This is a genomic window from Maribacter sp. R77961 (genome assembly GCF_044594925.1).
Classification (GTDB): Bacteria; Bacteroidota; Bacteroidia; order Flavobacteriales; family Flavobacteriaceae; genus Maribacter.
Window position 1 is genome coordinate 2,369,582 of sequence record NZ_CP138991.1, and the last position, 16,749, is coordinate 2,386,330.

The window sequence follows — 16,749 nt, forward strand, 5'->3', positions numbered from 1 at the left end:
TAATGGTTAGACCCCAAAGACCATTTTTGAGTTATTCGTTGTGATTTCAGCAATCTCAGCTATATCCTTTCTATAAATTAATTCCAGCTTTTCCAATATCTTTGGCAAATAGGCACTTTCATTACGTTTGCCTCGGTATGGGGTTGGCGCTAGATAAGGAGCATCTGTTTCTAATACAATATGACTCAAATCTACTTTCTCAAGAAATTTATCGATTTTTCCGTTCTTAAAAGTAACTACTCCACCTATACCAAGCTTCATATTATAGGATATCGCTTTTTGAGCTTGCTCCCATGTGCCCGTAAAACAGTGGAATATACCATGAAGTGCTTCTCCCTTCTCTTCTTCAAGAATCTCAAAAATTTCGTCAAAAGCTTCCCGGCAATGAATTACTATTGGTAATTTATATTTTTTGGCCAACTTTATTTGATACCTGAAGGCATCTTGCTGTTGCGTCAAAAAAGCTTTCTCCCAGTATAAATCAATTCCAATCTCCCCGATAGCACAAAAATTATGCTCTTGAAGCATTTCTTCTACATGCGCCAACTCTTCCTTATAATCCTCTTTAACATGGGTAGGATGCAAACCCATCATAAGAAACATATGTTTGGGGTAGGCCTGCTTTAAATCTAACATGCGCTGCGTGTAAGTTGAATCTATCGCAGGAATAAAAAAACGTTCCACTCCTTTGGAAATAGCATTTGCAATGACCGTTTCTCTGTCATCATCAAAAGCTTCACTGTATAAATGAGTATGTGTATCCGTAAGTATCATACCGCAAAAATAGGTTTATCTTTACAGATTAAATTACAAGTAAGGTCAAGAATTTAAAGGATTCTGAAACGTATTTCTAAGCAGTAAATCAAAAGACCCATGCCTACATTATCTAAATTCCTAAAGAAAAAGAACTTTATTAAAACAAATTTAAAGCTCACCAACACGGATCATTTTGAAGTGATAGCAAAAATAAATGGCATAAAAGGACGATTCATTTTAGACACCGGGGCATCTAACACCTGTGTGGGTTTTGATAAAATCGAATTCTTTAACCTGAAGTCGAAATCATCCGACATTAAAGCAGCCGGCGCAGGGGCTACCAATATGAAAACACTTGTATCTAAGAAGAATAAGGTACAGATTGGCAAATGGAAGATGAAAAAATTGAAGATTGTCCTCTTTGATTTAAATCACGTTAACGAAGCTCTTATCTCACAAAACGCCACTCCCGTAGATGGTATCATTGGCGCAGATGTATTAAAAAAAGGAAAAGCTGTAATTGATTATCGTCAAAAGGATGTATACTTGAAGCAGCTTGGGTAACTATAAATTAACACAAAGGCCCTTTCCAGTTTTTGGAAAGGGCCCTTGTATTTCGAAAAGATTTTTTTCACATCTCTAATGCTTTTTTTACATCACCTCCCATTAATAACTCTTCAGGGTTTTCCAAAGCCTCTTTAACAGCAACCAAGAACCCGACAGATTCTTTACCATCAATAATTCTATGGTCGTAGGAAAGTGCCACATACATAATGGGGGCAATTGCTATAAGGCCATCTTTGGCAATTGGTCTTTCTACAATATTATGCATTCCAAGAATTGCACTTTGAGGTGGATTAATGATTGGAGTTGACAACATAGAACCAAAGACACCGCCATTAGTTATTGTAAAGGTACCTCCTGTCATCTCGTCTACAGTTATCTCTCCTTCCCTTGCGCGGATAGCCAGTCGTTTTACCTCTGCCTCTACACCTCTAAAAGATAGATTTTCCGCATTTCGAATAACAGGCACCATAAGACCTTTTGGGCCCGAAACCGCTATACTGATATCGCAAAAATCGTAGGAAAGCATCTCCTTACCGTCTATCATAGAATTCACAGCCGGATACATTTCTAAAGCCCTAACAACTGCCTTGGTAAAGAATGACATAAAGCCTAATCCCACACCATGCTTTTCTTTAAATGCTTCTTTATATTCTTTTCGTAACGCAAAAATTGGAGACATGTCCACTTCATTGAAAGTCGTCAACATTGCCGTCTCATTTTTAGCTGAAACTAAACGCTCTGCTACTTTTCTGCGAAGCATAGAAAGTTTGGAACGAGTTTCTCCACGATTTCCTCCAGAAACCGGAGAACCCATTGAAGGAACTGCCTTAACCGCATCTTCCTTGGTAATCCTGCCATCTCTCCCAGTACCCTTTACCGTTTTGGAATCCACCCCTTTTTCATCCATTATTTTTTTGGCGGCAGGCGAGGCACTTCCAGTAGCGTAGGATGTTTTTGCAGCAGGCTCCTCTTTTGGAGCTGGTTTACTTTCTTTTGCCACATCTTCTTTTGAGGTTTCACTCTTACCACTAGCATCATCTGGCTTAGCTGCACTGGTATCTATGAGACACACTACGGCGCCCACCTCAACAGCATCACCCACTTCTGCTTTTAATGTTATCGTTCCGCTTGCTTCCGCTGGCAATTCCAAGGTAGCTTTGTCCGAATCTACTTCTGCTATTGCTTGGTCTTTCTCAACATAATCGCCATCTTCTACCAACCATTCCGCAATTTCAACTTCAGTTATGGACTCTCCAGGAGAGGGAACTTTCATTTCTAGAATCATTCTTTCTATAATTTGATTTTTCTACTTCTTTTTTGGTTTTGTCATATTGTCCTTGGTCTTATCAAAGACATAATCTATCACTTGCTGATGCCTTGCTTTACTACGGACAGAACTTCCTGCGGCAGGTGCCGCATAAAAACGTCTGGATGCCACCCTGAAACTATGTGCTTCGGTGTAATGCATCATAACATGACTCCAGGCGCCCATATTCCTTGGTTCTTCTTGTGCCCAGACCACATCGTCCGCATTGGTATATTTAACAGTAATTTCCTTCATTTGCTTTTCCGGCAACGGAAATAATTGTTCTACCCTAACTAAGGCCACGTCATCTCTTTTCTGCTCTTCCCTAGCAGCTAGTAAGTCATAATAGAACTTTCCGGTACAAAAGACCAAGCTTTTAACTTTCTTCTTATCCGCCATTTCGTCATCGATTACTTCTTTAAAGCCTTCGTTTGCCAATTCGTCCACCGATGATACGGCCTTCGGATGTCTCAAGAGACTTTTTGGTGTAAATATGATCAAAGGTTTTCTAAAGTTAGCCTTCATTTGGCGACGTATAATATGGTACATCTGAGCAGGCGTTGTAACATCTGCGATATACATATTGTCCTTTGCACATAATTGCAAATAACGCTCCATCCTAGCCGATGAATGCTCGGCTCCCTGACCTTCGTAACCATGAGGCAAGAGCATTACCAAACCATTCTGTAATTTCCATTTATCTTCTGCTGCGGATATGTACTGGTCTATCATGATTTGAGCTCCATTACTGAAATCCCCAAACTGAGCTTCCCATATCGTTAATGTGTTTGGACTTGCCATGGCATATCCATAGTCAAACCCAACAACACCGTATTCCGATAAAAGCGAATTATATATCTGAAATTTACCCTGTTCTTCAGAAAGGTGATTGAGCAATAATACTTCTTCCTCGCTCTCCTCTACTTTCATGACCGCATGACGGTGCGAAAAAGTACCTCTTTCCACATCCTGTCCTGACATTCTTACGCCAAAACCTTCTTCAAGTAAGGTTCCATAGGCCAGTAATTCTCCCATGGCCCAATCTAGCTTATCGGTCTCAAAAAACATTTTTTTCCTATCCCTGACCAATTTTTCAACCTTTCTTAGAAATTTCTTTCCTTCCGGCAATTCCGTTATGGTCTTCGCAATAGCCGTAAGCTTCTTCTTATCAAATTTGGTGTCAACAGCATCCATCATCTCCCATTCCCTAACACTGGAGAAACCTTTCCACTCATCTGCCATAAATGGTGTAATAACCGTCTTATCCTCTTTTCTAGAATCTTCCAGTTTCTCCTCTAAAGCCTCTTTATACTGTTTTTCCAGTTCGGAAACATACCCGTCATCAATGACACCTTCGCTTATAAGTTTTTCTGCATAAATATCCCGAGGGTTCTTATGCTTTGATATAGCCTTATAAAGCTTAGGTTGCGTAAAACGTGGTTCATCACCTTCATTATGTCCATATTTTCTATACCCTAGCAAGTCGATAAAAACATCTCGTTCAAAACGCATTCTATATTCCAAAGCAAATAATGAAGCATGGACTACGGCCTCCGCATCATCTGCATTAACATGAAGCACTGGACTTAATGTAACCTTTGCAACATCCGTGCAGTATGTAGAGGACCTCGCATCTAAATAATTAGTTGTAAAACCAATTTGATTGTTTACTACAATATGTATGGTACCACCTGTTTTATATCCGTCCAAATTAGCCATTTGAACCACTTCATACACCAGTCCCTGTCCTGCAATTGCAGCATCTCCATGCACAACGATTGGCAGCACTTTAGAAAAATCTTCGGAGAAGTGCGCATCTTGCTTAGCTCTGGCGATACCTTCCACTACTGCGCCTACTGTCTCTAAGTGAGATGGGTTTGGCGCAATATTCATTTTTATTTTATTTCCGTTATCAGACATTCTATCCGATGTCCAACCTAAATGATACTTTACATCACCATCAAAAATCTCCTGCTCGTAATCCTTTCCGTCGAATTCGCTGAAAATATCCTTAGCCGACTTTCCAAAAATATTGGTTAGCACATTTAACCTTCCTCGGTGCGCCATGCCCATAACGAATTGTTTCACGCCCATCTCCGCCGCTCTTTCTACAATAGCGTCCAAACCTGGGATAAGCGATTCGTTACCTTCCAATGAAAACCGTTTCTGACCTACATATTTAGTGTGTAAAAACCCTTCAAAGGAAACCGCTTGATTCAATTTTTTAAGAATATGCTTCTTACGGTCTGCATTGAATTCCGGATGATTATCATTAATGTTTATCCAATCCTGAATCCACTTAACTCTTTCGGGCTTTCTTATATACATATATTCCACACCGATGGCATCACAGTAAATTCTGGTCAAGTGACTAATGATAGCCTTTAATGTACTTGGGCCTATGCCAATAATATCACCCGCATTAAAAACGGTATCTAAATCTGATGGAGTTAGACCAAAATTCTCAATTTCCAAAGAAGGCACATATTGTCTTCTTTCCCTGACAGGATTTGTTTTGGTAAACAAATGTCCGCGGCTGCGATAACCATCGATCAACCGAATAACCTGAAATTCTTTTTGCAGAGATTCTGGCATTTCAATCTCATGACCATTGATTACGGATGTTACTCTATCATCACTGGAAATATCCAAAGCATCTAAAGAATTTTCCGTTCCAAAATCAAAGCCTTGAAAGAATGCTCTCCAACTTGGTTCTACACTATCGGGATTTTGCAAGTACTTCTCGTAAAGCTCAGAAAAAAAAGAGGTATGCGCAGTATTTAAAAAGGAATATTTATCCATGAATTACTTTCTGTATCTTTAGAATAAACTTCATCAAAAATACAACATTTACCATATCTAAAGGAAAGTTGTGCACGATTATTGAAAAAAATGAAATATCTAACGAAAATCGACTAAAATGAGAGCAAAAAACATCCTTTTATTCCTAATAACCTGTATTTCCGTACAGCTATCTTTTGGGCAATTAGGTAGTCAAAAAAGTGATTTCTGGAGACGTGTAAATTTTGGAGGTGGTCTTGGGTTGGGATTTACCAATGGTGGATTTAACGCAGCAGTATCTCCAAGCGCTATTTATAATTTTAACAATGCGTTTGCGGCTGGTGTTAGTTTAAATTTTAACTATGCCAAATTTAACGATGATAAGCTATTGGCCTACGGCGGTAGCATACTGTCATTGTACAATCCAATTCCCCAAATACAACTATCTGCCGAGTTGGAACAATTACGTATTAATAGAACACTACGCGGATTCCCAGTTGATATTACGGACAACTATTGGTCACCTGCTTTATTCTTAGGGCTTGGCTATAAGACCAATAATATAACTGTAGGCCTCCGGTATGATATTTTGTATGATGACGAAAGAAGCATTTACGCCAATGCTTTATTACCTTTTGTAAGGGTTTATTTTTAGGGTTAAGAACTATATTTTTCTCTTAGTCTTACTTTTTGGAATTCGCGTTCAAGTATGAAAAAAGCAAGCTGTTTTGAAACATCTACAGCATCCGTAACTTTAACATCTTTAAAAACTGACTCTGGAATATCAATAGCATAGAGCAAATTAAGATACTCCGAAAAACGCTCTATAAGTAAAAAATAGATTTTTTCATTAAGAAGGATTTCTAATTGACTCGGCCTAACTTGCTCGGGAATTGCTATTGGAATACTTGCGCGGTCAAAATCTTTCTGAAGCTGGGTAACTAATTTATGGTATAGTTCATTTTCATCAACTTTTCTTAATAGCTGTAAACTTTGAGAAACTTCCTTCTTCATACTATAAGAGAAAACTATCGCTTATAAATGACACCTTCCTTCATTACGAAATTTACATTTTCCAGCGTACTAACATTTTTTACTGGATTTTCTTCTACGGCAATAATATCCGCTATAAAGCCCTTTTCAATTTTCCCCAGCTCATTCTCCATCCCCAGCAATTGGGCATTAATAATAGTAGCAGCTTTGAGCGATTCTTTAACGGGAATCCCTGCTTCTAGTAAATATCCAAATTCAATTGCATTTTTTCCGTGAGGAAAAACCCCAGCATCAGTCCCAAAACCCATAGGCACTCCCTTTTTATAGGCTTTTGCCATAGTAGATTGATGTATTGGTCCTATTTCCAATGCTTTTCTTGCAACAACTTCTGGGAAAAAACCTGGCTCTTTCGCCTTTTCTGCTACCTGTTTCCCTGCACTGATGGTTGGTATTAAATAACACTTCTTTTCAACCATAAGTTCCATAGTCTCTTCACTCATAAAAGAACCATGTTCTATAGTATTTACACCTCCTTGTATAGCCAGTTTCATACCTTCATCTCCATGCGCATGCGCAGCAACGCTAAAACCATAATTCTTGGCCGTACCGGTAATTGCCTGTATTTCCTCTAGTGTAAATTGTGGATTGTTACCGCTTTTAGCGACGCTTAACACTCCTCCAGTAGCAGTGATTTTTATAACATCCGCACCATTTTTATAACGCTGACGTACTGCTTTTTTAGCATCCGCTATTGAATTCACAACCCCTTCTTTAGGTCCCGGATCACCCATTAATTCTCTTTTTCGACCATTAGTAGGGTCCGCGTGTCCGCCTGTCGTTGCAAGAGCCATTCCAGAAGTGAAAATTCGAGGTCCTACCACCAAACCTTTATTGATGGCATTTTTTAAGGATATATTTACACCCGTACCACCAAGGTCCCTGACCGTTGTAAATCCTGCAAGAAGTGTTCTTTTAGCATATACGGTAGACTCCAAAGCTACATCAGCCTCGTTTTGAGTAAACTCTTTCATATAACTTCCCTTGTTATATTCACCCTCTATATGCACGTGCATATCGATGAGCCCTGGAAGAACAATCTTACTTCTTAAATCTACCACATGGTCAATATCCATCCCCGCAACAAAGCCATTTTCTATACTTTTTATTTTTGACCCGGACACCACAATTGTCTTTTCCTTTACTAATTTTCCTGTGGTTACATCATAAATACTGCCACACTGCAAATAACTATCTTGCGCGCTAACAAAGTTGGCAATGAAAAATAGCAAACTTAAAATCGAATATTTCATAGGAACTGGTCTTAAAATGAATAAGGGAGAAATATAACATATTTCTCCCTTATCATAGTATTTTAAATAGAACTAAATTAGTCACGTATCTTCTGTTCCCAGACCCACGCAGATTTCATGGCGTCATCCAAAGTGTACTCTGACTTCCACCCTAAAACCGTATTAGCTTTAGTGGTATCAGCATACGCACTAGTGATATCACCAGGTCGTCTATCTACAATTTTATAGTTTAATTTTTTACCAGAAACTTTTTCAAAACTATGTATGGCTTCCAATACCGAACTACCTTTTCCCGTACCCACATTGAAAACTTCATAGTTTTCTTTGTTTTTACCCGCTAAAAGTCGTTCTAAAGCAACTACATGAGCCTTGGCCAAATCCACCACATAAATATAATCCCTGATACAAGTACCATCTGGAGTTGGATAATCATCACCGAAAACGGATAGTTCTTTTCTCATGCCAATTCCGGTTTGCGTTATGAAAGGCACTAAATTCTGAGGTACTCCTATAGGAAGCTCCCCAATCTCCGCGCTTGGGTGCGACCCCATCGGATTAAAATAACGCAAAGCTATTGCACTAAGTTCAGGTGTAACCTTGCAGGTATCCGCAATGATTTCCTCTCCCATTTGTTTGGTATTACCATAGGGAGATTCTGCCACCTTTACTGGAGCATCTTCTGTTATTGGCATCTTATCAGCTTGGCCATATACAGTACAAGAAGAACTAAAAATGAAGCTTGCTTTTTGCTTTTTACTTAATTCCTGCAGGATATAAACTAAGGTACCTATATTATTTTCATAGTACAAAAGCGGTTTTTCAACACTCTCCCCTACCGCCTTTGAAGCAGCAAAATGAATAACACCGGCAATATCTTGATATTTTTTAAAGAAACTGCTGACTTTTTCTTTCTCCCTCAGGTCTAATTTCTCGAATAAGGGCTTTTTACCTGAAATTTTAGTTATTCCATCTAAGACAGACTCACTAGAATTAGAGCAATTATCTACAATAACAACTTCAAAACCTTTATTCTGAAGCTCCACTACTGTGTGAGAACCTATAAACCCGAGTCCTCCTGTAACTAATATTTTCATCTACTATTTTTATGAAGCTTCAAATATATACTCAATAATTATTTATCCATTTACAAATTCGATGACCTTGGCCGAAATATAGTCCAACTGCTCCTTGTCCAATTCTGTGTGCATTGGTAAAGAAATTACTTCCTTAACCAATTGATTTGTTACCGGAAAATCCTCTTCCATATAGCGCTCATCTGCGTAAGCCTTTTGTTTGTGCAACGGAATTGGATAATAAACACCACAAGGAATGCTATGCGCATTTAAATGCTTTACTAATGCGTCTCTCTTACCGTTGGTAATCCTTAAAGTATATTGATGAAAGACATGGCAATCACAGGTATCGCAGATACCTTCACAACCGTTAACCGTTTTAGGAACAATAATATTGGCTTGCCCTGCAAAAGCTTGAGAATACTTTCTTGCGGCCGTTCTTCTTGCATCGCAATAGCCATCTAATTTGGGGAGTTTAGCCCGTAATACTGCCGCTTGTATAGAGTCTAATCTAGAATTTACACCCACTACATCATGATGGTATCGCTCGTACATTCCGTGATTAACCATTCCTCTTATGGTATGGGCCAAATCATCATCATTCGTAAAAATAGCACCTCCGTCACCATAAGCTCCTAAGTTTTTAGAAGGAAAGAATGAAGTTGCCCCAACATGACCAATAGTACCCGCCATACTTTTTTCGCCAGTTTTAGAGCGGTATTTTGCTCCTATTGCCTGTGCGTTATCCTCTATAACAAATAGCTTATGCTTCTTGGCCAGCTGCATAATAGCATCCATATTTGAACATTGTCCGAACAAATGCACAGGAACAATTGCTTTTGTCCTTGGAGTAATAGCTTTCTCTATAGCATTAATATTGATATTAAAGGTATCAGCATCTACATCTACCAGAACAGGAGTTAATTGCAGTAAGGCAATGACCTCAACAGTAGCAGCAAATGTAAAATCTGCAGTAATAACCTCATCACCGGGTGCTAAACCCAAACCCATCATAGCGATCTGCAAAGCATCAGTACCATTAGCACAGGGAATTACATGTTTTACTCCTAAATACTCTTCCAAGTCTTTTTGGAAGGCATGTACTTCAGGTCCGTTAATAAAACTTGACGTTTCCAAAATCTGGGAGATAGTGGCATTTACCTGTTCTTTTATTTCCTGGTACTGACCACCAAGGTCTACCATCTGAATTTTTCTCATTTGTTTAAATTAGGTGAAGCAACACAAAAATACGAAACGCCTGACAATGATTTTATCGAAAGAAACGTAATTTAGCTTCAAATAAAATAGTTTGCTTTCAATTTATAATACTGTAGTCTTCATTACTTGGCAACTGCTAAAACTACTTGCTTTGGCAAATGCTAAACTCGCACTTTTTGTTGCGGGAAGAAAACAGACTTTCTCTAAGCTTAGAGAAGAAATTAGCAATACAGATAGAACAATATGGATACATGCGGCTTCATTAGGTGAGTATGAACAGGGGCTTCCTATCATGCAGCGCTTAAGATTGGACTATCCTGACCATAAATTAGTATTGACCTTTTTCTCTCCCTCGGGTTATGAAATAAAAAAGAATACACCTGAGGCAGATGTAGTAGTCTATTTACCTATGGACACTAAAAAGAAGGCCATTGCTTTTTTAGACATTGCACATCCTGAACTTGTTATTTTCATTAAATATGAAATATGGCCCAATTACCTCAATGCCCTAGGAAATAGAAAAATACCAACGCTACTTATTTCTGCAGTTTTCCGAAAATCACAACTATTTTTTAAGGGTTACGGCGGTTTTATGCGGTCGAGTCTAAAGAACTTCTCCCATTTCTATGTGCAGGACAATAAATCCAAAGAGCTATTGCAAAGTATTGACCTTACAAACGTCACCATGACTGGCGATACCAGATTTGATAGGGTCTCTGAAATACTTGAACGCGATAATAGTTTAAAATTTATGGACAGTTTTTCTAAAGATCACACTTGTTTCGTTGCAGGAAGCACATGGCCAGAAGATGAAAAATGTATCGTAGACTTTATAAATAATTTGCCGAATACCACAAAGTTTGTAATTGCTCCACATAATGTAAAAACAAATCTCATTTTAAGCCTGAAAACATCTATTAAGAAAAATACGAAGCTATTTTCAGAAATTGAGGATATAGATTTAAAAACAACTCAGGTACTTATTATAGACACTATAGGACTTCTGACCAAAATTTATAGTTATGCAGACATTGCCTATGTAGGCGGAGGCTTCGCGACAGGATTACATAACACATTAGAACCTGCAGTGTTCGGAATACCTGTTATTATTGGACCAAATTATAGTGGGTTTTTAGAAGCAGAAAATTTAGTGAATCTGGGAGGCGTCATTGCTATCGCAAATAACATTGAATTTAACTCAATAGCGGAGATGCTCCTTAACAATGAAGAGAAGCGTACTGAATTGGGGCATTTAAATGGCTCGTATATCGAAAAGAATAAAGGTGCCAGCATCCAAATTATGGATGGGATACGTACGTTAATAAAGTAGTAAGCGAATTTTTTATGAAACCATCCAAGATATTAGCCCTACTAATGGTATTGCCCTTTTTCTGGTCTTGTGGAGAAATGACCTCTAAGTCGCATCAAAAGACGCCCGCCGAAAATCAAAAAAAGAGTAAGCAAAAACCAACTGAATATCAACCCCAAGATTCAACAACGAAGAAGCCTTTTAAAAAGGTGAAAAAGCAAAAATCCAAGGATACCCTAAAACCGCTAATAGCCGATGATTCGAGTTTACCTGCAGAGTCTAAAGAATTAAAACTCATTTCTAAATAGCTAATACCAACAAAATTTAACCGCACAAGAAAGCCTTTATTCGTAATTTTATAGCATCTTTTATACCCTTAGTCGATTTCAAAGTGCATTTACAGCCAACTTAATTTCATAATCCATATATTCGAGGAAACAACACTATATGATTATGGAACAGGAACTTACATCTGGGGTTAAAATCCTTAATGGTTTTTTAAAATTAATGATTGCATGCTTAGTTGGTATTCTAATAGCCATTCCGATAGCATTGATATTGGATTTCATGGGTATTATATAAAACAACGAGCTCCTTTAAAATTTTCTTAATAATACTATAAAAGCATACTTTTTATAAAGTGTGCTTTTTTTTACAAAAACATCAAATCGAAAATCCACTCAACTCGATGAAATAACATTTTCATCGCCGAAATACACTTAACGCTATATTCAAACCACAGAGCTGTACGTTTTCACAACACATTTGTAGGATTTTACAACATTTATTAAATCACGCCATCAACATTCTCTAATTTGAAACTTATAACTTTAAAGTAGGTAATGTTATGAAAGATTTATCATTTAAAACAGGGGTAGATTCCTATCTATCCGTTCTAATTATTGCAATGAATGCCTTTTTGGCCGTTGTTGCTGTTGGAACATTTATGTCCTTAATTGGCCTAATCTAAAATTAATTTTAAACAATTGTTTATCGATTAAAAATTACTTTAGGAAAAAACCTCTCTAGCGAGAGGTTTTTTTAATTTATAGCTTACATCATAGTACTAAAAGCTATTCGGATCTGCGCATAAATCCTTTTTCTCATGATTAAATAAAATCCAGGGTTTCACCTTGATAATCTAAAATTTCTGGATTATCCACCTTTAACCATTTTGAAAGAATAGTAGCATAAACAGAGCGGAAATCTATCGTATATTTTAGATCTTTATTAGCATCTAAATCCCCTAGGTTAGGAGCCTCGTTATACAATCCTGGTTTTTTCAAGTTTTTTCCAATAACGAATATGTTATTTGCAGCACCATGATCCGTGCCGTTTGCCGCATTTTGCGCAACTCGTCTACCAAATTCGGAGAAAGTTAAGATTAAAGTATCTTCTAGGTTGCCCTGTTCATCAATATCGTTAACAAATACTTCCATAGCCTTACTGTAAACATCAAGCAATCTGGCTTGTGAATTGATTTGATTAGCATGTGTATCAAAACCACCCATGGACACGTAGTAAACCTTCGTTTCTAACCCAGAGTTAATAAACTCTGCTGTGGTTTTTAACTGTTTGCCAAATGGATTTTGAGGATATGCTTTCTTGGAGGTAGCCGTTTTTGAAGTTTCATAGATATATTTGGCAGATGATTTGGTTTCTATCATCGTCTTGTAGAGGTAGCCCAGATTATGTTCGCTCAAATGAGCAGCTGTCTGTTGTTTTAGTACTTTACTAAAATAGGGAGTATTCATGTTGCCATGCAGCAACTTTGGATTTTTCGTTGCAATTCCGTTCATTTCCTTCCCTTTGAGCATAAGGGAAAGGCTATCGTCAATTTCAATTGCTGAAAACGGTTTTTTTCCATGTTGCTCTATATATCGCCCAATCCATCCAGAAGTTAAATAATTGTTGCTATCACTAGCTGTATGCCAGATATCCGATGACCTAAAATGAGAACGACTTGGATTTGGGTATCCCACATTATTAATGATGGAAAGATACCCTTTATCATATAATCGTTGCATTGGTAGTAGTCCTGGATGAAATCCCAACGTACTATTTATACGAGTTACATCAGCGGGGCTAATAGCAATTTTAGGCCTATTCTTATAATATATATCGTTCGTATACGGAACAATAGTATTCAAACCATCGTTACCGCCTGAAAGTTGCACGATAACCAATTTTTTAAATGTAGTTTCTTTAAGCATAGCTCCCTCAAAAGCCTTAATGAAACTAGGCACCATCACTAACCCACTGGCCAAACTGCTTTGCTGAATAAAATCTCTTCTTTTCATACTCCTATCGTTAACATAATTGATATTCAGGTATTGACATTAACCGCACTACATATTCTTTCTTACCCACTACTGCCAGTGTATCCAGAAAGGCTTCTGTATCTTTATCCATGCTACTTAAAATTAAAATTTCACGAAGTTCTTTATCAGATAGCAGTAAATACTCACGATTAAAAATACTCCAGTCCCTAGTAATATTTATACGTCGTTTACCCTTTTTCGTCTTCGCATAATAATCATCAAAAGAATCTTCAAATTCCCCTTTTTGATTCACGTTGATTACGGCATCATTTAGAAGCACAGATGGGAGTTTCATCCTAAATAACAAGGTGTTACTGTCTATCCAATTTTTGTCCTGTAGCCAACCTGCTACATTTGGCGGGTTCAGTAAAATCTGACCCATTACTTTTTGCAAATAAAGCACCTGTTTCTTTTTTTCAAAATTCAAAGGCACTATTCTTAATATACCCACTAGCAATTCTATTGGGGACTTTATCTTGGCACCAATATTAGCCTCATCGTAAAACCAATCGGCCATTAAAATATATTTCATAAGCGACTCGATATTATAGTCCTTATAGAAATGATCCGTGAGTTCGTTAAGTCTATTTTCATCTACTTCTGGGTGAATGAAATAGCGATATATTTTATTGCAAATAAAGCGGGCACATTGTTTTTGCCCCAATATAATATCCACGATATCCTCTCCATCAAAATTTCCGGTTTTACCCATAAAAGTCTTCACACCATAATCATGTTTCTTTTTACGCAAATAAAAATCACCATTGGGTTTAAAAGACCATCCTGTAAAAGCCCGAGCTGCTTCCTTAATATCTTCTTCAGTATAGTTACCTACGCCCAAAGTAAAAAGCTCCATTAACTCCCGCGCAAAATTCTCATTTGGTTCCTCCTTTATGTTCTGACGGTTATTAAGATACTTGCTCATTGCAGGTTCCTTGGCTACTGCCTTTACAAAAGCTCTGAAATCCCCTAAAGCATATCTTCTAAGCGTATTATTATACTGCTGTACGTGAAAAATATTAGTATCCCTACAGACAAAGACATTAGCCCAAAACAATGTCATTTTTTCCCTTAAAAGTTGATTCGTATTCGCTAATCGATTAATCCATAGATAATTATACGTTTCAATTTTCTTGCGACTTATCTTTTGTAACTTTTGCCGCATTTCCTTGCTCATTGCTCGCCTATTCTTGTCAGCTATCAAAGGCTTTAAATTGGACAAGTCCATCTCAAGCGGAATCACTTTTCTTGATCGGTAGAATAAATCATTAATAGTCTTTGTCTTATTAAAATCAGAAAGCAAGGCAATTTTACTAGGCAACACACCAAAACCAACTCTACTGTATAAATGTTTTAAATGCCTTTTTTCCATAGTCATATAAGGTATGAAGTGATATATTTTAAGACAAGATAAAGGATAAATGGTTTAATACATACCGGCTTATCTCAATTGAACAAGAACCTTATCTTGTTAGATTAAAGCTTTGAAAGTATTAAAAAATATAATCACTTGGATGCGTGTTAATACCAAAACTCCTATGAGAATTACAAAGTTTTCAACCTTACACTACAGGATGCTATTCCTTGAAAACTCTAGTATACTTGTTCGGAAATGTATCGTTTTAGATTTGATTTTACCAAAGAATTATTTATTACAATCCTATTTATTTAAAAAGTGCGACAAGTATTGAAACTTTGGACTCAAAAGTGAATATTATACGGATATCCGAAACTATTAAAATAGATAACTAAAATTACTTAATAAAAATGAAGTTAAATCTAGCATCAATAAGCACAGTTGTTATAATTCTCTTCTGTATCTCTTGTAATGACTCAAAACCAAAACAGGTAAAAGAACTTAATCCACAGAAACCACCCAATATCGTATTTATCCTATCAGATGATCAAGCATGGACGGACTATGGTTTTATGGGGCATGAACACATAGAGACCCCTAATCTAGACAAGCTAGCAAACGAAAGTTTGACCTTTACCAGAGGATACGTTCCCACCTCTTTATGTGCGCCTTCGCTAGCCTCAATTATAACTGGGGTTTATCCAAGAGCTCATGGTGTGCTTGCCAATGACAGAGTTTTACCTGGCGATGACAGAAGTGTTAAGCCTGCCTGGCGTTCTTCTTGGAGACCAAAAAACTACGCAACTGTTATAGAAAACTTCAATAAACTAAAGACGACTCTTCCCAAACTCCTCAAAGAGAAAGGGTATCTTTCGTTCCAAACCGGTAAATGGTGGTTAGGAAATCACACCAACGGAGGTTTTGACGATGGCATGACCCATGGTGATCCGGAACGTGGCGGCAGGCATGGTGATTATGGTCTTGAGATAGGTCGTAAAGGAATGGATACACTTTATAGTTATATAGATCTGGCCCTAGAAAAAGAGAAACCTTTTTTTATGTGGTACGCCCCTTTTTTACCGCACGCTCCCCATACTCCACCGGATAGCTTATTACAAAAATACCTGCCCAAAGCACCAACGGAATATGTTGCGAAGTATTGGGCCATGTGCGAATGGTTCGATATAACTTGCGGCCAACTTATGGATTATATTGAAGAAAAAGGTGAAACAGAAAACACTTTGTTCGTTTATGTATGCGACAACGGCTGGGTGCAGAACGAAACAAATGCTGCATACAACAAAATCTCCAAACGATCTCCCTATGATTACGGACTACGTACCCCTATCATGTACAAATGGAAAGGGAAAATTACACCAAAAATAGATACACTATCTCTGACCAGCAGTTTAGATATGGTACCCACTGTACTAAGTCTATTGAATATGAAGCCACCAAAGGAACTAAACGGAATTAATATTCTTGATGAAAAAGCACTAATGCAACGAGATGCCCTTTATGGGGAAATTTATGCACATGACTTCAATACGATTGATGGTAGCCTTTATTACAGAATGGCAATGACCCAACCGTATAAACTTATACTACCGGATAAAACCAATAGGCCAAACGAAAAAGTTGAACTGTACAACATCTACGAAGATCCTTATGAACGAAAGGATATCTCATCCGAACATCCTGAGGTAGTAGAAGCTTTAAAACAAAAAATTCAGTCATCTTGGGCAGAGTAATAACTTA

General features: G+C 37.6%; 16 protein-coding genes. 7 read left to right on the forward strand and 9 right to left on the reverse strand.

Annotated elements, in window-relative coordinates:
• Positions 1-6: 6 nt before the first annotated feature.
• Positions 7-774, reverse strand: a complete 768-nt coding sequence (locus SJY09_RS10410) for a TatD family hydrolase (protein ID WP_396635654.1) — start codon at positions 772-774, stop codon at positions 7-9.
• Positions 775-873: 99 nt separating this feature from the next.
• Between SJY09_RS10410 and SJY09_RS10415 the strand changes: the two genes are divergently transcribed.
• Entirely contained in the window at positions 874-1,320 is a 447-nt protein-coding gene (locus SJY09_RS10415; RefSeq protein WP_396635655.1) for a TIGR02281 family clan AA aspartic protease, read from the forward strand.
• A 67-nt stretch (positions 1,321-1,387) separates the two neighbouring features.
• Here the strand turns inward: SJY09_RS10415 and odhB are convergent, their stop codons facing one another.
• Both odhB and SJY09_RS10425 read right to left on the reverse strand, forming a co-directional pair.
• Positions 1,388-2,608 carry a 2-oxoglutarate dehydrogenase complex dihydrolipoyllysine-residue succinyltransferase gene (odhB, locus tag SJY09_RS10420; RefSeq protein WP_396635656.1) on the reverse strand — a complete coding sequence of 407 codons (1,221 nt, stop codon included), beginning with the start codon at positions 2,606-2,608 and terminating at the stop codon, positions 1,388-1,390.
• A 21-nt stretch (positions 2,609-2,629) separates the two neighbouring features.
• Complete coding sequence (locus tag SJY09_RS10425) at positions 2,630-5,431, reverse strand: 2-oxoglutarate dehydrogenase E1 component (RefSeq protein WP_396635657.1); 2,802 nt, start codon at positions 5,429-5,431, stop codon at positions 2,630-2,632.
• 118 nt (positions 5,432-5,549) lie between these two features.
• Between SJY09_RS10425 and SJY09_RS10430 the strand changes: the two genes are divergently transcribed.
• Positions 5,550-6,065: an alpha-ketoglutarate decarboxylase gene (locus tag SJY09_RS10430; RefSeq protein ID WP_396635658.1), complete on the forward strand. Its 516-nt coding sequence runs from the start codon at positions 5,550-5,552 to the stop codon at positions 6,063-6,065.
• Positions 6,066-6,067: 2 nt separating this feature from the next.
• On the opposite strand, the gene SJY09_RS10435 is transcribed toward SJY09_RS10430, so the two are convergent.
• The 4 genes from SJY09_RS10435 to SJY09_RS10450 form a co-directional block, all read right to left on the reverse strand.
• Complete coding sequence (locus tag SJY09_RS10435) at positions 6,068-6,424, reverse strand: hypothetical protein (RefSeq protein WP_396635659.1); 357 nt, start codon at positions 6,422-6,424, stop codon at positions 6,068-6,070.
• Between the two features lie 14 nt (positions 6,425-6,438).
• Entirely contained in the window at positions 6,439-7,713 is a 1,275-nt protein-coding gene (locus SJY09_RS10440) for an amidohydrolase family protein (RefSeq protein WP_396635660.1), read from the reverse strand.
• Positions 7,714-7,790: 77 nt separating this feature from the next.
• Entirely contained in the window at positions 7,791-8,807 is a 1,017-nt protein-coding gene (gene galE / locus SJY09_RS10445; protein WP_396635661.1) for a UDP-glucose 4-epimerase GalE, read from the reverse strand.
• Between the two features lie 42 nt (positions 8,808-8,849).
• Positions 8,850-10,004, reverse strand: a complete 1,155-nt coding sequence (locus tag SJY09_RS10450; protein ID WP_396635662.1) for a DegT/DnrJ/EryC1/StrS family aminotransferase — start codon at positions 10,002-10,004, stop codon at positions 8,850-8,852.
• Positions 10,005-10,095: 91 nt separating this feature from the next.
• Between SJY09_RS10450 and SJY09_RS10455 the strand changes: the two genes are divergently transcribed.
• From SJY09_RS10455 to SJY09_RS10470, 4 genes are all read left to right on the forward strand, one after another.
• The gene (locus SJY09_RS10455; RefSeq protein WP_396635663.1) at positions 10,096-11,334 is read left to right on the forward strand and encodes a 3-deoxy-D-manno-octulosonic acid transferase; all 1,239 of its coding nucleotides are present in this window, start codon (positions 10,096-10,098) and stop codon (positions 11,332-11,334) included.
• A gap of 14 nt (positions 11,335-11,348) precedes the next feature.
• Positions 11,349-11,621 carry a hypothetical protein gene (locus tag SJY09_RS10460; RefSeq protein ID WP_396635664.1) on the forward strand — a complete coding sequence of 91 codons (273 nt, stop codon included), beginning with the start codon at positions 11,349-11,351 and terminating at the stop codon, positions 11,619-11,621.
• A 145-nt stretch (positions 11,622-11,766) separates the two neighbouring features.
• Positions 11,767-11,895: a hypothetical protein gene (locus SJY09_RS10465; protein WP_396635665.1), complete on the forward strand. Its 129-nt coding sequence runs from the start codon at positions 11,767-11,769 to the stop codon at positions 11,893-11,895.
• A gap of 265 nt (positions 11,896-12,160) precedes the next feature.
• A complete protein-coding gene (locus SJY09_RS10470; protein ID WP_257212949.1) occupies positions 12,161-12,283 on the forward strand; it encodes a hypothetical protein in 123 nt (40 codons plus the stop codon).
• Between the two features lie 139 nt (positions 12,284-12,422).
• Here SJY09_RS10470 and SJY09_RS10475 read toward each other — a convergent pair whose 3' ends face one another.
• Together SJY09_RS10475 and SJY09_RS10480 are read right to left on the reverse strand one after the other, a co-directional pair.
• The gene (locus SJY09_RS10475) at positions 12,423-13,613 is read right to left on the reverse strand and encodes a DUF1501 domain-containing protein (RefSeq protein ID WP_396635666.1); all 1,191 of its coding nucleotides are present in this window, start codon (positions 13,611-13,613) and stop codon (positions 12,423-12,425) included.
• A gap of 10 nt (positions 13,614-13,623) precedes the next feature.
• Positions 13,624-15,006, reverse strand: a complete 1,383-nt coding sequence (locus tag SJY09_RS10480) for a DUF1800 family protein (protein WP_396635667.1) — start codon at positions 15,004-15,006, stop codon at positions 13,624-13,626.
• Positions 15,007-15,401: 395 nt separating this feature from the next.
• Between SJY09_RS10480 and SJY09_RS10485 the strand changes: the two genes are divergently transcribed.
• A complete protein-coding gene (locus SJY09_RS10485; protein WP_396635668.1) occupies positions 15,402-16,742 on the forward strand; it encodes a sulfatase-like hydrolase/transferase in 1,341 nt (446 codons plus the stop codon).
• Positions 16,743-16,749 lie beyond the last annotated feature (7 nt).

Bases quoted from the DNA above. Each gene is read 5' to 3' on its own strand.
- odhB (WP_396635656.1), bottom strand. From the start codon at position 2,608: ATGATTCTAGAAATGAAAGTTCCCTCTCCTGGAGAGTCCATAACTGAA.
- SJY09_RS10435 (WP_396635659.1), bottom strand. From the start codon at position 6,424: ATGAAGAAGGAAGTTTCTCAAAGTTTACAGCTATTAAGAAAAGTTGAT.
- SJY09_RS10425 (WP_396635657.1), bottom strand. From the start codon at position 5,431: ATGGATAAATATTCCTTTTTAAATACTGCGCATACCTCTTTTTTTTCT.
- SJY09_RS10475 (WP_396635666.1), bottom strand. From the start codon at position 13,613: ATGAAAAGAAGAGATTTTATTCAGCAAAGCAGTTTGGCCAGTGGGTTA.
- SJY09_RS10410 (WP_396635654.1), bottom strand. From the start codon at position 774: ATGATACTTACGGATACACATACTCATTTATACAGTGAAGCTTTTGAT.
- SJY09_RS10460 (WP_396635664.1), top strand. From the start codon at position 11,349: ATGAAACCATCCAAGATATTAGCCCTACTAATGGTATTGCCCTTTTTC.
- galE (WP_396635661.1), bottom strand. From the start codon at position 8,807: ATGAAAATATTAGTTACAGGAGGACTCGGGTTTATAGGTTCTCACACA.
- SJY09_RS10450 (WP_396635662.1), bottom strand. From the start codon at position 10,004: ATGAGAAAAATTCAGATGGTAGACCTTGGTGGTCAGTACCAGGAAATA.
- SJY09_RS10470 (WP_257212949.1), top strand. From the start codon at position 12,161: ATGAAAGATTTATCATTTAAAACAGGGGTAGATTCCTATCTATCCGTT.
- SJY09_RS10415 (WP_396635655.1), top strand. From the start codon at position 874: ATGCCTACATTATCTAAATTCCTAAAGAAAAAGAACTTTATTAAAACA.
- SJY09_RS10465 (WP_396635665.1), top strand. From the start codon at position 11,767: ATGGAACAGGAACTTACATCTGGGGTTAAAATCCTTAATGGTTTTTTA.
- SJY09_RS10485 (WP_396635668.1), top strand. From the start codon at position 15,402: ATGAAGTTAAATCTAGCATCAATAAGCACAGTTGTTATAATTCTCTTC.
- SJY09_RS10430 (WP_396635658.1), top strand. From the start codon at position 5,550: ATGAGAGCAAAAAACATCCTTTTATTCCTAATAACCTGTATTTCCGTA.
- SJY09_RS10440 (WP_396635660.1), bottom strand. From the start codon at position 7,713: ATGAAATATTCGATTTTAAGTTTGCTATTTTTCATTGCCAACTTTGTT.
- SJY09_RS10480 (WP_396635667.1), bottom strand. From the start codon at position 15,006: ATGGAAAAAAGGCATTTAAAACATTTATACAGTAGAGTTGGTTTTGGT.